The sequence below is a fragment of the Streptomyces kronopolitis genome (assembly GCF_050953795.1).
GTDB lineage: Bacteria > Actinomycetota > Actinomycetes > Streptomycetales > Streptomycetaceae > Streptomyces > Streptomyces kronopolitis_A.
On the sequence record NZ_CP191850.1, the window covers coordinates 4,976,422 to 4,990,089 of the forward strand.

9 protein-coding genes are annotated in these 13,668 nt (G+C 75.3%); 5 read left to right on the top strand and 4 right to left on the bottom strand.

The features are described from left to right. Positions 1 to 29 precede the first annotated feature (29 nt). Both ACQP17_RS22090 and ACQP17_RS22095 read right to left on the bottom strand, forming a co-directional pair. Complete coding sequence (locus ACQP17_RS22090; protein ID WP_433857823.1) at positions 30 to 1,868, bottom strand: peptidoglycan DD-metalloendopeptidase family protein; 1,839 nt, start codon at positions 1,866 to 1,868, stop codon at positions 30 to 32. Positions 1,869 to 2,128: 260 nt separating this feature from the next. Next, on the bottom strand, positions 2,129 to 3,046 hold the full coding sequence (locus ACQP17_RS22095) for an esterase/lipase family protein (RefSeq protein ID WP_433857824.1): 918 nt from the start codon (positions 3,044 to 3,046) through the stop codon (positions 2,129 to 2,131). Between the two features lie 376 nt (positions 3,047 to 3,422). On the opposite strand from ACQP17_RS22095, the gene ACQP17_RS22100 reads away from it, so the two are divergent. Beyond that, on the top strand, positions 3,423 to 3,881 hold the full coding sequence (locus tag ACQP17_RS22100; protein WP_433857825.1) for a cobalamin B12-binding domain-containing protein: 459 nt from the start codon (positions 3,423 to 3,425) through the stop codon (positions 3,879 to 3,881). A 59-nt stretch (positions 3,882 to 3,940) separates the two neighbouring features. On the opposite strand, the gene ACQP17_RS22105 is transcribed toward ACQP17_RS22100, so the two are convergent. Then, positions 3,941 to 5,701 carry a DUF5691 domain-containing protein gene (locus ACQP17_RS22105; RefSeq protein ID WP_433857826.1) on the bottom strand — a complete coding sequence of 587 codons (1,761 nt, stop codon included), beginning with the start codon at positions 5,699 to 5,701 and terminating at the stop codon, positions 3,941 to 3,943. A 104-nt stretch (positions 5,702 to 5,805) separates the two neighbouring features. Continuing rightward, positions 5,806 to 7,221 carry an SWIM zinc finger family protein gene (locus tag ACQP17_RS22110; RefSeq protein WP_433857827.1) on the bottom strand — a complete coding sequence of 472 codons (1,416 nt, stop codon included), beginning with the start codon at positions 7,219 to 7,221 and terminating at the stop codon, positions 5,806 to 5,808. A gap of 168 nt (positions 7,222 to 7,389) precedes the next feature. Here ACQP17_RS22110 and ACQP17_RS22115 point away from each other — a divergent pair, with 168 nt between their 5' ends. The 4 genes from ACQP17_RS22115 to ACQP17_RS22130 all read left to right on the top strand — a co-directional run bounded on the left by ACQP17_RS22115 (position 7,390) and on the right by ACQP17_RS22130 (position 13,638). After that, the gene (locus ACQP17_RS22115) at positions 7,390 to 8,556 is read left to right on the top strand and encodes an ATP-binding protein (RefSeq protein ID WP_433857828.1); all 1,167 of its coding nucleotides are present in this window, start codon (positions 7,390 to 7,392) and stop codon (positions 8,554 to 8,556) included. Next, positions 8,553 to 11,186, top strand: a complete 2,634-nt coding sequence (locus tag ACQP17_RS22120) for a DUF5682 family protein (protein WP_433857829.1) — start codon at positions 8,553 to 8,555, stop codon at positions 11,184 to 11,186. The genes ACQP17_RS22115 and ACQP17_RS22120 overlap by 4 nt, the downstream gene beginning before the upstream one ends. Next, a complete protein-coding gene (locus ACQP17_RS22125; RefSeq protein ID WP_433857830.1) occupies positions 11,183 to 12,556 on the top strand; it encodes a VWA domain-containing protein in 1,374 nt (457 codons plus the stop codon). Before ACQP17_RS22120 ends, ACQP17_RS22125 begins: the two co-directional genes overlap by 4 nt. A 134-nt stretch (positions 12,557 to 12,690) precedes the next feature. After that, a complete protein-coding gene (locus ACQP17_RS22130; protein WP_433857831.1) occupies positions 12,691 to 13,638 on the top strand; it encodes a hypothetical protein in 948 nt (315 codons plus the stop codon). The last annotated feature ends 30 nt before the right edge of the window (positions 13,639 to 13,668 follow it).

Genomic DNA, 13,668 nt, shown 5'->3' on the forward strand with positions numbered 1-13,668 from the left:
AACCGGGGCGGCGGCCGCGCGGGGGAGGCTCAGTTCGGGTTGAGGCCGTGGTCGCGCAGCCAGGGCTGCGGGTCCACCGCGGCCCCGCCGCCGGGGCGCACCTCGAAGTGCAGGTGCGGCCCGGTGGAGTTGCCGGAGTTGCCCGAATAGGCGATCCGGTCACCGGCCTTGACCTCCCCGGAGCGGAGCTTGGTGCTGCTCAGATGGCAGTACCAGGTCTCCGTGCCGTCGGGCGCGGTCACGATCGCCATGTTGCCGTAGGCGGAGTTCCACTGGGTGCGGATGGTGCCGTCGGTGGCGGACATGACCGGGGTGCCGTAGCTGACCGGGAAGTCGATGCCGGTATGTACGGACATCCAGTTGACGCCGGCCTGGCCGAAGGTGGCGCTCAGCCCGTGCTGGGTGACGGGCAGCACGAACTTGGGGCGTGCGGCCTCCTTGCGGGCCGCCTCCTCCGCCTTGCGCTTGCGGTCCAGCGCCTGGCGCTCCTTGAGGTCGATACGCTCCTGCGTCCGGCTGGCCCGGTCACGGAAGTCATCGGCGCTGGCGCTGAGTCCGGCGAGCTGGGTGTCGAGCTTGTTGTTGGCCGCGGAGGGCTTGACGGCCGTCGCCTCGGGGGCCGACCGGGCGGTCGTCTCGGTCTTGTCGTCCTCGCCGAAGTGGGCGACGGACGCGGCGGCCACGGCGCAGACGCCCAGGGTGGCGACCGAGGGGACGGCGATGGTCAGCAGCGCCGACCGCTTCGCCGGGCGCCGCCGGCCCCGGCCGCGGCCGGCCTTCTCGGCCTCCGCCCGGGCGGCGCGGCGGCCGGTGGGTGCGTCGGACGCGAGGGTGACGGGCATCGCCTGCGTCATGGCGTCCGCGACGGCGGCGGCGTCACCGGCGCGGCCGTGTCCGTTGCTCCCGGTGTGGTCGGCGGTGGTGGCGCCGTCCCAGGTGGCGGTGTCCCAGTGGGCGGCCTCGGCCTCGGGCGGGCCGGACTGCGCGGGGATGCCGGAGATCAGGCCCTGGTCGGTGGTCGACCAGATCGCGGTGGCCTCGTGGTCCGCGGTCTCCTTGACCACGGGGATGCTGCCGGTGTCGAACCCGCCGGTGCTCTCGAAGGTCTCGGCGGTCTCGTAGCTCGCGGCCGGCCAACTGCCGGTGTCGTAGCCGGTGTCGTGTCCACCGGCGCCGTGTCCACCGGTGTGGTGTCCACCGGTGTCGTGTCCCTCCGGGGCATAGCCGCCGGTGGCGAAGCTTCCGGTGTCGAACCCGCCGTACCCGTAGGAGGTGGCCTCGTACGCGGTCGCCTCGTAACCGCCGGTTCCGCAGGCGGTCGTCGGGTACCCGGCTGTTTCGTACCCAGCCGTTTCGTATCCGGCCGTCTCGTACCCGGTCGTCCCGTACCCGGGGGAGGAGTAGTCGGCGGTGTGCTGCGCGGGCTGCTCGTGGGAGGCGTGCGCGTAGGGGTCGTAGCCCCCGGCGGCCATGTGCGCGTCGGCGACCGGGTAGCCGCCGGTGTCATAGGCGCCGGTGTCCCACTGCATCGTGGGGTAGGCGCCGGTGTCGTAGGCGGCCTGGCCGCCGTCCGCCGCGCCGCCGTACGCGCCGGCGTGGAAGGTGCCCGTGCCGTACGCACTCGTTCCGTGGGTACCCGCGGCGTACGCGCCCGTGTCGTACATCCCGGTGGCATGGCTGCCGGTGTCGTACATCCCGGTGTCGTACGAGCCGGGAAGCGAGCCGAAAAGGGGGTCGCCGTCGCCGTATTCGGCGGTGCCGGCCGGGGAGGGATACCCGTAGGAGTCGTAGGCCGGATAGTGCGCATACGAGGCGTCGGAAGGAGAGCCGGTCGGAAGCGGAGCCCCCGATGGGTGACGGTCGTTCACCAACTTCTCTTTCGCCTCGGCAGCAGGAGAATTAGCGGCGACTGTACCCGGCGGTATGCGATGGCGACAATCTTCCACAGGGTTTGCGCTCGGCCAGACCGGGCATTTGGCCGCCTTTCGGCAGGCCCATGCATGCTCTTGGCACCTCGTTCGAGGTTTGTTCGACAACACGTCAAGATCGTGTCGCCCCCGGGGTGCGGGGTCCGCGGCGCACGGGACGGTGATCCGGGGCGGCGGTGCGCCCTTGCGGCGGTCCCGGGTCAGGCCACCGACGTGGTGTCCGCCGGTCCTTCCGCCTCCTCCGCCGACGACAGCGCCTCCCGTATTCCGGCGGCGACGGTGCCGTTGACCGGCAGGGCGAGATGTCCGACACCGGCGACCTGCACGTTGTGCACGCGAAGATCCGGATGATCGATTCTGGCTGTCGTGGCCGGAATCATCACGTGGTCCTCCTCGCTCCAGAAGGCCACGAATCGGGTGCGGCAATTCGGCGCCGGAAGCGACAACTCCCTGATCACCTCGGAATCGGGCCGCATCTGCCGCACGAGCGGATGCGCCGACATCAGGGGCGCGACACGGGTGCCGGAGTGCGGGGTGCCGAGCGTGACCACCGTGCGGACCCGGGCGTCGCCGCCGAGCCGCTGCACGTAATAGCGGGCGATGAGTCCGCCGAGGCTGTGGCCCACGATGTCCACCCGGCGATGACCGCTCCGCGCGGACAGCTCCGCCACATGACGGCCGAGCAATTCCGCGGCCTTGCGGAGATCGCAGGTCAGCGGGGAGTAGTTGAGCGCCTCGAGGTGGCGCCAGCCGTGCCGGTGCAGCGAGCGGCGCAGCAGGACGAAGACGGAGCGGTTGTCGATGAAGCCGTGGAGCAGGAGGACCGGCGGATGCGCCCGGCCCTCGGTCGGCAGCAGGGTGGGAGGGGCGGCGCCCGGCTGCGGGACCTCCGGCGTCAGCTGCCCGTCCAAGGGGGCGGCGGGGCGGGGCAGGGGGCGCTCCGGGGGGATGCCGGTCGGGTAGAGCAGCAGGTGGGCGGCGAGCACCGCCAGGTCGACGACCGTGCTGCGGAGCAGGAGGGAAGAGGCACGGGTGGGGAGCCGTCGCGCGCACTGGAGGGGTGCGGTCAGCAGGCGCGCGAGCAGAAGGGGTGTGGAGAGAAAGGGCAGGGCCTGCATGGCCGACCTCCCGAACGGCACGCGGGAGGCGGCTGTGACCCCCGTGTGCCCTCGTGGGAAGCCGTGAGCAGTGACGGCGGGCATGCGGCGTGGCCCGCCCTGATGCGCGCCCGGCGGCGCGGTGGTCCGACTGCGGCTCCCCGTGCGCCCGGTCCGCGCGCGCCGTGCCACGAGGACGTGACATGGCGGTGAGCGGAACGCGGCGCAGAGCGAACGTGTCCCATGTGTGATTTCCCCCTCCCCGGATGTCACGAAACGGCTGGGTACGCGATGCTGGCGATAACGTTCGTTCACGCTCGTGGCCGCCGGATCGCGGTCGCGCGATCGATTGTCGGCTCGGCGGCACCACAGTGCCGTGCATGGCTTGGAGGCAGTGATGAGTGTGGCGCGGCAGGACGGGGCGCAAGCGGGGAGCCAGGGCGCGGCGGGCAGGTCGGGGCCGATCCGTGTGGTGGTGGCCAAGCCGGGCCTGGACGGGCACGACCGGGGTGCCAAGGTCATCGCGCGGGCCCTGCGCGACGCCGGTATGGAGGTGATCTACACCGGGCTGCACCAGACCCCGGAGCAGATCGTCGACACCGCGATCCAGGAGGACGCCGACGCGATCGGGCTGTCCATCCTCTCCGGTGCCCACAACACCCTCTTCGCGAAGGTCATCGCCCTCCTGGAGGAACGCGACGCGGCGGACATCAAGGTCTTCGGCGGCGGCATCATCCCCGAGGCCGACATTCCCCCGCTCAAGGCGCAGGGCGTCGCGGAGATCTTCACCCCGGGCGCGACGACCGCCTCCATCGTGGAGTGGGTCCGCACGAACGTGCGCTCGCCGGCCGTCTGAGGCGGCGCCGGGCCCGCGCGCCGCACGGACTCTCCCCGGGGCGGCCGCGGCGCCGAGGCTCATGGCGCCCTCCGGCCGGTCTCCCCGGCCGGCTCGGGGGCGGCGGGCTGCGGCGCCAGTTCGGCACGCATCGTGGCCCGCAGGCGCAGGGTGGTGACCAGGCGCTGGAAGGCCTCGGACCAGTAGCCGCCGGAGCCCGGCGAGGCGCCCTCGGGCTCGTCGGTGACGGCGGTGAGCAGGTCGAGACGGTCCGCGGCCGCCGGGTCCAGGCAGCGCTCGGCCAGGCCCATCACCCCGCTGAAGCTCCAGGGGTAGCTGCCCGCGTCCCGGGCGATGTCCAGCGCGTCGACGACGGCGCGGCCCAGCGGCTCCGCCCAGGGGGTCGCGCACACCCCCAGCATCCGGAAGGCGTCCGACAGGCCGTGCGCCGCGATGAACTCGGCCGCCCACCGGGCGCGTTCGTCCGCGGGGAGCACGGCCAGCAGCTTCGTCAGATCCCGCGACGAGCCGGCCGGTGAAGCCTCGGTGGCCTGGGGCGGCGCGCCCGGCGCACCCAGCAGGGCCCGTGCCCAGTCGGCGTTCCGCTGGCGCACGGCGGCGCGGCACCAGGCGTCGTGCAGCTCCGTGCGCCAGCCGTCGGCCACCGGCAGCGCGACGATCGCCGCCGGCGCGCGGTCCCCGAAGCGGGCGCGCCAGCCCGCCAGCGGCGCCGCCTCCACCAACTGGCCCAGCCACCAGGAGCGTTCGCCCCGGCCGGCGGGCGGCTTGAGCGCCATGCCGTCCCGCTGCATCGCCGCGTCGCACTCGTGCGGCGCCTCCACCGCGATCATCGTCGTGCCCGACACGCGGTCCGGGCCGATGCAGGTGTGCGCACGCGCGGCCATCCGGGCCGCGAACGCGGAGCCGGGCAGCGCCGAGAGGAACTCGGCCGCCGTGGCGCGGACATGACGGCTGCGGTCGGACAAAGCCTGTTCGAGGAAGGGCTCATCGGCCGCCGAGAGGTCCTCGCGCAGCGAGTCGAGGAACATCAGGCGGTCCTCGGCCCCTTCCGTGGACCAGGTCGTGGCCAGCAGCGCCAGGCCGGCGGGCGGGTCGTGCCGGCGCAGCGCGGTCAGCAGGGCGACCCGCTCCGCGAACAGGCCCTCCTCCCACCGCTGCCGTACGCCCTGGGGGTCGTCACCGACGGGGAACCCGGCCGGGCCCCCGGTCCCGCGCAGCGCGAATTTCCACTCGTCGTTGAGCCGCGCCAGCCACAGGGCGCGCGGCCCCGCCAGCGCAAGCGCGGCGGGCCGCAGATCCGTACGGGCCCGGGCGGCGTCGAGCAGTGCCGGAAGCAGCGCCTCCGGGGCGCGGTAGCCGTACGCGCCGGCGGCGGCGAGCCACTGGGGGAGCAGTTCGGTGAGGTCGGGTGCCGTACCGCGGTGGCTGCTGCCGTCGCCGCCGCCGCGGTCGGCGAGCAGGAGGGACAGCCGGCGGCGCGCCGCGGGCGGCAGCACGGGGCGCGGATCGGCCGGGGCCGGGGCGGGACGCTCGCCGGCCGGCGCGGGGCGCAGGGCGGCGCGCCGGCGCACCGTGCTCACCGCGGCCGCGTCCAGGAGCGCGGCCGCGCCGCACTGACCCGGCCGCGTCGCCACCGGCGGGGTCCGGCGCTCGGTGCCGAGCAGCGCGGCACTCACGAGGGCGGACCAGTCAGCCGGGGCGGCCGAGTTGGGTGCGGCCGTTGAGGCAACTGAAGTGGGCGAGGTGGGAGGAGAGGGAGCGGTGTGTGTGGTGGGCGTGGTGTTGTGCGTGCCGTTCAGGGTGGGGGTGGTGCTCGTCATGCCCGTCCTCCAGGCATCGGTGGCGTCAGGGACATCGGTGGCGGCGGTCGGGGAGGGCTTGTGCGGCGGTCGGGGAGCCGGGGTGGCCGGGACCGGGGCGCGGGTCACAGGGACACCGGGGCGGGGTCCCAGACGGTCAGCGGCAGGAAGCCGCGGTGGCCGCATTCGCCGAAGACGGTGACCGGCGCCCCGCCCGATATGGCGGCCAGCTGCCAGCGGCCCGCACCGCCGGCGGAGCGCGGGTCCAGCGGCAGCGCCGACTCCCCGTCCGCGTCGGCCAGTTGCCAGCCCGTCCCGTCGCGGCCCGGTATAGGGGTGACGTCCGCGAGCACCACGGGCCAGGAATCCAGCCACGGGTCGTCGCGCAGCGCATCGCCGTACGCGGCCAGCGCCGCGTCGATGCCGCAGCCGGGAGGCACCGGCCCGGGGACGGCCGGGGCGTGCCGCTCGCCCAGGGCGGCACGCAGCGGACGGGCGCCGGGGTAGTAAGCGAGCTCCGCGTCGAGGACCAGGCCGGGCGGCAGGGCCGGCTCCGGGGGGCGGCCGCCGCCGCCGAACGAGAGGTGCAGCGCCATCCGGCCGGTCCGCTCGCCCCGCAGGAAGATCTTGCGGGTGAGCAAACTGCCGTCCGTGCCGTCCTGTTGGGCGAGCACCAGCCAGCGGTCCCGGACCGTCGCCGCCTCGGGGCCGGTCAGCAGATCAGCCGCCTCCGTGGTGAGCCCCACCCGGGAGCGGACCGTCGCCGCGAGCGGGGCCGGCAGGCGGTCGAGGCCGAGGAAGCCCTGGTCGAGGAGGTGCAGCAGCGCGCACTCCTCCAGCAGCCGAGCCGGCCAGTCGGGGCCGGACGCCGCCACCGTGGCCAACTCGCGCACCCGTGAGGCGAGTCCGGGCGCCTGGGCGTCGATCATGCGGGCGGCGGTCTCGCCCCAGGAGCCGCCCCCGCCCCCGCCCCCGCCCCCGCTCCCGGTCCCGCCCGGGCGGGAGGCGCCCCCTCCGGAGTGCCCGGCCGCGGCCAGGCCGGACCGCAGCAGATCCTCCAGACGCTGCTCCAACTCCTCGGCGCCGGCCCCGATCCGCCGCAGCCGCCGGGCGGCCCGCCGCTCGGCCGCCGCCGGGTCGGCGGGCGACCGCGACCCCGCGCCCGCACTCGGCGGCGCGGCCGCGGACCGCCCGGCGCGCTCGCGGCGCCCGGCCAGCCACTCGCCCGCCCACGGCGCCGGCTCCCCGGCCGCCACCGCCCCCTCGTCGCCCGCCCAGAGCAGCAGCAGCCCCAGCGCGTGCTTGCACGGGAATTTGCGGCTCGGGCAACTACAGCTGAAGGCCGGACCGTCGAGATCCACCACGGTCCGGTACGGCGTCGTGCCGCTGCCCTTGCACCGCCCCCACACCGCGGCGTCGTCCGCGCCCGTTTCCGACCACGGCCCGGGCGCCGCGAGCCTGCCGCCCGCTCTGCGTGAGGCCTCGTCAGGAGCCAGCGCGCGCACCTGATCCGTCGTCCAGCGTTCCCCCTGCGGATTCATGTCACCGACGCTACGACGCGCCACTGACAATCCCTCCGTCCGGTCCCGAACTCGCAGCTCAGGAAGGGTTTTCGGGGCGTTGTCAGTGGTCTGGTGCAGGCTTGATCGAGCAGGCGGCCGACAGCACATCGCGCGGTGCGGCCGGCGGACGCGAGACGAGGGGGAATCATGTCCGGGAACAGCTTCGGGACGGCGGACGGCACGGCGGTCACGACCGGGAATCCGGCGGACGGGACGGCAGCGGAAACCGCCGGCGGGGCGGTGCTGCGGCCGCATGCCGAGGAGAGCTTCGCGGCGGAACTCACCGCCCTCGCCAGGGCCGACGACCGGCCGCGGCCGGAGCGCTGGCGGCTCTCGCCGTGGGCGGTGGCGACCTATCTGCTCGGCGGCACGCTCGCGGACGGCACGCTCATCACACCGAAATACGTCGGCCCGCGCCGGATCGTCGAGGTCGCGGTGACGACCCTCGCGACGGACCGCGCGCTGCTCCTGCTCGGTGTGCCCGGCACCGCCAAGACCTGGGTGTCCGAGCATCTGGCGGCCGCCGTCAGCGGCGACTCCACCCTGCTGGTGCAGGGCACGGCGGGCACCCCCGAGGAGGCGATCCGCTACGGCTGGAACTACGCCCAGCTGCTCGCGAACGGCCCCAGCCGCGAGGCGCTGGTCCCCAGCCCCGTGATGCGCGCGATGGCGCAGGGCATGACCGCCCGGGTCGAGGAGCTGACCCGCATCCCCGCCGATGTGCAGGACTCGCTCATCACGGTCCTGTCGGAGAAGACCCTGCCGGTCCCCGAGCTGGGGCAGGAGGTGCAGGCCGTGCGCGGCTTCAATCTGATCGCCACCGCCAACGACCGCGACCGCGGCGTCAACGAACTCTCCAGCGCGCTGCGCCGCCGCTTCAACACCGTCGTGCTGCCGCTGCCCGCGACCCCGGAGGAGGAGGTGGACATCGTCTCGCGCCGGGTCGGGCAGATCGGGCGCTCGCTGGACCTCCCGGCCGGACCGGAGGGACTGGACGAGATCCGCCGGGTCGTCACGGTCTTCCGCGAGCTGCGCTCCGGCCGCACCGCCGACGGCCGGACCAAGGTCAAGTCGCCCTCCGGGACCCTCTCCACGGCCGAGGCCATCTCGGTGGTCACCAACGGCCTGGCGCTGGCCACCCACTTCGGGGACGGCGTGCTGCGCTCCGGGGACGTGGCCGCGGGCATCCTGGGCGCCGTGGTCCGCGACCCGGCCGCGGACCGGATCGTCTGGCAGGAGTACCTGGAGACGGTGGTGCGCGAGCGCGACGGCTGGAAGGACTTCTACCGCGCCTGCCGCGAGGTGAGCGCATGACCGGGCCGCTGCTGCTGGGGGTGCGGCACCACGGCCCCGGATCGGCGCGGGCGGTGCGGGCCGCCCTGGAGCGGTACACCCCCGCCGCGGTCCTGATCGAGGGCCCGCCGGAGGCGGACGCGCTGGTGCCGCTGGCCGCCCGGGAGAGCATGCGGCCGCCGGTCGCGCTGCTCGCCCACGCTCAGGACGACCCCGGCCGCGCGGCGTTCTGGCCGCTGGCCGAGTTCTCCCCGGAGTGGGTGGCGATGCGCTGGGCCCTGCGACACGGCGTCCCCGTCCGCTTCATCGATCTGCCCGCGGCCCACTCCCTGGCGAAGGAGGAGGACCAGGAGCGGACGGAAGGGGAGCGGCCCCGAGGCACCGAACCCGGGGGCGGCCCCCGCGGGCCCGCCCGGAGCGGTGACGCCGCGGCCGGGGTGCGGATCGACCCGATCGGGGCGCTGGCGGAGGCGGCCGGCTACGACGACCCCGAGCGCTGGTGGGAGGACGTGGTCGAGCACCGCGGCGGCGGGGACACCGCCCGCTCGCCGGGCGGAGCCGGGGGCGCGCAGGAGCCCGACCCGGCCGCGCCGTTCGCGGCGCTCGCCGAGGCGATGGGCGCGCTCCGGGAGACCTGCGGTGACGGCGGCCATGACGGTGACGTGGTGCGCGAGGCCCACATGCGGCTCCGACTGCGGTCCGCACGCAAGGAGTTCGGCGACGGCATCGCCGTGGTGTGCGGAGCCTGGCACGTCCCGGCCCTGGCACGGCGCACCACCCTCGCCGCCGACCGGCAGCTGCTCAAGGGCCTGCCGAAGGTGAAGGCCACCGTGACCTGGGTGCCCTGGACGCACCGGCGCCTGTCCCGGCACAGCGGCTACGGAGCCGGTGTGGCCTCCCCCGGTTGGTACGGCCATCTCTTCAGCGCCCCCGACCGCCCCGTCGAACGCTGGCTGACCAGGGTCGCCGGGCTGCTCCGGGAGGAGGATTACCCCGTCTCGTCGGCGCATGTCATCGAGGCGGTACGGCTCGCCGAGGGACTGGCGACGGTGCGCGGCCGCCCGCTGCCCGGGCTGACGGAACTGGACGACGCGGTCCGGGCCGTCATGGGCGACGGCTCCGACGCCCCGTCCGCGCTGATCCGCGACCGGCTGGTGGTCGGCGAGGTGCTGGGCGAGGTCCCCGAGGACGCCCCCGCGGTCCCGCTGCAGCGGGACATCGCCCGCCTCCGGCGCACACTGCGGCTCACCCCGGAGGCCGCGGAGCGGGTACGGGAGCTGGACCTGCGCAAGGAGACCGACGCCGCGCGCAGCCGCCTGCTGCACCGGCTGCGGCTGCTCGGCGTCCCCTGGGGAGAGCCCGCCCACTCCCGCGCCGGCACCGGCACGTTCCGGGAGACCTGGCGGCTGCGCTGGGAGCCCGAACTCTCGGTCCGGGTCGCCGAGGCCGGCATCTGGGGCACGACGGTGCTCTCGGCGGCCACCGCCAAAGCCGTGTCCGAGGCCACCGAGGCGACATCCCTGGCCGCGGTGACGGCGCTCGCCGAACACTGTCTCCTCGCCGAACTCCCCGACGCCCTGCCGGTGGTGATGCGCTCCCTCGCCGACCGTGCGGCGCTCGACGCGGACGTGGGCCGGCTCGCACGGGCGCTGCCCGCCCTCGTGCGGTCCGTGCGCTACGGCGATGTCCGCGGCACGCGGTCCACGGCGCTCCGCGAGGTCGCCACGGGCCTGGCCGAGCGGATCTTCGTCGGGCTGCCACCGGCCTGCGCGGGCCTGGACGCCGAGGGCGCGGCCGCCCTGCGCGAGCCGCTCGACGCCACCCATCAGGCGGTGGGCCTGCTCGCCCGGCCGGAGCCCGGACAGCGGCCCGCCCCCGAAGTCCTGCGGGCGAGGTGGGCCGCGGTCCTGCACACGGTGAGCACACGGGACGCCGTGCCGGGGCTGCTCCGCGGCCAGGCCGTCAGACTCCTGCTGGACGACGGCGAGTTGAGCCAGGAGGAATCCGAGCGGCTGATGGGCCTCGCCCTCTCGCCCGGTACCCCGCCCGCCGATGCCGCCGGCTGGATCGAGGGCTTCGTCGGCGGCGGGGACGGCGGCACGCTGCTGGTCCACGACGGACGACTGCTCGCCCTCGTGGACGGCTGGCTGACCGGGGTGCCGGACGCGGCGTTCACGGACGTGCTGCCGCTGCTGCGCAGGACCTTCGCCGAGTACGAGGCCGGAGTGCGGCGCACCCTCGGCGAGCTGATCCGCCGCGGGCCCGCGACGGTGCCCCACCAACCGCCCGGTGACGCCCCGGACGCTGCCGCCCCCGGCTTCGGCCCCGGCCTGGACCGCGACCGCGCGGCCGCCGTACTCCCCACGCTCCGCGTGCTCCTGGGAATCGGACGGGACAACCCCGACGAGGAGCAAACCGGAACACCCGGGCCGGCGGCACCACCCGGCCCGACCCCGCCACCCGGCCCGACCCCGCCACCCGGCCGGACCCCGCCACCCGAGCCGACCGCACCCGCCGGCCCGCCCGCCCCGCCCACCCCGTCCGGTGCGTCCGGCGCGCCCGACCCGCAACGGCCCGCCGCCCGGCCGTTCCATGCACCACCGGCGGACCCGACCCACCCGGCCGACGACCTCATGGGGGCACGGACATGACCCGCACGACACCGGACCCCGCGACGACAACGGCACCCGGCCCGGCACCCGACCCGACCTCCGCCCCGGCCACACCCCGAACCACCACGCCCCCTCCCTCCGCCACCCCGCCCCACCCCGCGCCCCACCCGGTTCCCGCCACCCCACCCCACCCGGCGGCCTCCACCCCCGTTTCCGCCACCCTCGTTCCCCCCACCCCCGAAGCCGAACGGCTCCGGCGCTGGCGGCTGGTGCTCGGTAGTGGTGGGGCGGACGGGACGGGGTGTGAGCTGCGGGGGAGGGATGCCGCGATGGACGGGGCGCTGGCCTCGCTCTACGGCCGGGAGGGCGGCAACGGCGGCAACAGCGGCAAGAGGGCCGAGGGCGGCCGGCGTACGGCGGGGCTCGGGGCCTCGGCGCCCGGGGTGGCGCGCTGGCTCGGCGACATCCGTACGTACTTCCCGTCCCCCGTGGTGCAGGTGATGCAGCGTGATGCCATCGACCGGCTGGGGCTGTCCGCGCTGCTGCTGGAGCCGGAGATGCTGGAGGCCGTCGAAGCGGACGTCCACCTGGTGGGGACCCTGCTCTCGCTCAACAGGCTGATGCCGGAGCGGGCCAGGGAGTCCGCCCGCGCCGTCGTCCGCACGGTCGTCGAGGAGCTGGAACGGAAGCTGGCGCAGCGCACCCGCGCCACCCTCACCGGCGCGCTGGACCGCTCCGCGCGGACCAGCCGCCCCCGCCACCGCGACATCGACTGGGACCGCACGATCCGCGCGAACCTCAAGAACTACCTCCCCGAGCACCGCACGGTCGTCCCCGAGCGGCTGATCGGCTACGGCCGGGCCGCGCGGTCGGTGCGCAAGGAAGTGGTGCTCTGCATCGACCAGTCCGGGTCGATGGCCGCCTCCGTCGTCTATGCCTCGGTGTTCGGCGCGGTGCTGGCGTCCCTGCGCGCCCTCGACACCCGGCTGGTCGTCTTCGACACCGCCGTCGTCGATCTGACGGACCAACTCGACGACCCGGTCGACGTGCTCTTCGGCACCCAGCTCGGCGGCGGCACGGATATCAACCGCGCACTCGCCTACTGCCAGTCCCGGATCACCCGCCCCGCCGACACGGTCGTCGTGCTCGTCAGCGACCTCTACGAGGGCGGTATCCGTGACGAGATGCTCAAGCGGGTCGCCGCGATGAAGGCGTCCGGAGTGCAGTTCGTGACCTTGCTCGCACTGTCCGACGAGGGCGCCCCGGCCTACGACCGGGAGCACGCGGCGGCTCTCGCGGCCCTGGATGCACCGGCGTTCGCCTGTACGCCCGATCTGTTCCCGGACGTCATGGCGGCCGCCCTGGAGAAACGACCGCTGCCCATACCGGACATGGCGGAGCAACGGTGACAGGTGGGTCCGGGGGACTTGCGTGGCACCTGGTTTCCCGTGCAAGGATCAGGCCATCGCTCGATCGCCCGCGACGCGCGTGACACCGAGGCCGTGTGCCCGGTCGTCCCCGTCCGTATGGGAAGGTCCCCTCCTTGTCCGCTGTGCTCGTCCTGCCTGCCGCCGTGCGCCTGCCGCGCACGGTCGCCGTGCGGCGTGCGCTGCTGGCCGGGCTCTTCCTGGCGGGCTTCGTCGCCCTCGGCTTCGCCTTCGGTCCCGGCGCCCATGCCGCCGACCGGACGCGGACAGCGGATCTGCCCGGGCTCTCGGCCCAGGCCGAGGCCGCCGCCGGGGCGTCCACCCCGGACCGGGCCGCCACCCGGGACGGGTCGGCGATCCAAAACGGTCAGGCAGTCCAGGCAGCCGGGACGGATCAGGCAGGCCAGGCGGACCACCGGGACCGGGCGAAGCAACTGTCCGGCTCCGGAGCCGCGTTGGCACGTCAGGGCAAGGCGTCCGGGGCCGAGCTGGCCCGGGGCGCCCACACCGCCTCCGACAAGGTGGCCGACGCCGTGCGGCCCGCCGCCGGCCAGGCCGCCTCGGCCACCGGCCGCCTCACCCGGCCGGTGAGCCGCGTCGTACGGGAGATCGGGGACTCGGCCCGCGCCGCGTTGCCCGTCCACCTCCCGTCCGGTGAGCACACCGGTCACCCCGGGGACGGCGGTGCGCAGCAGCACGGCCGTACGCCGGACGCTGACCGGACCGCCGGTTCGCGCGGCGCCTGCACGCAGGCCGACGCGGGCCCGGCCCCGGCGGCTCACCTCGTCAACGGCCCGGGCACGCCGGCCGCCGAGCACCCCTCGGCCACCGTCCACGAGCAGCGGGACCCGGGCCACCACGGCCTTCCGGGCCAGTGCCCGCAGGGCCCGGTGGCGCCCGCCTCGCACAGCGCGGGTGACGGCCACGGCCCCCGTGGCGGGGACCAGCACGCCGCCGACCCGGCGGACTCCCTGCGCTTCCGGCTGCTGCCCGGTGGCGTCCGCACGGCCGATGGCGCTCCGACGCGTCGGCGTGCCGAAGAAATCCTCGAATTCCCGGGCTAGGGCAGACCGCTCCGCGTCTGTAGGAGACCT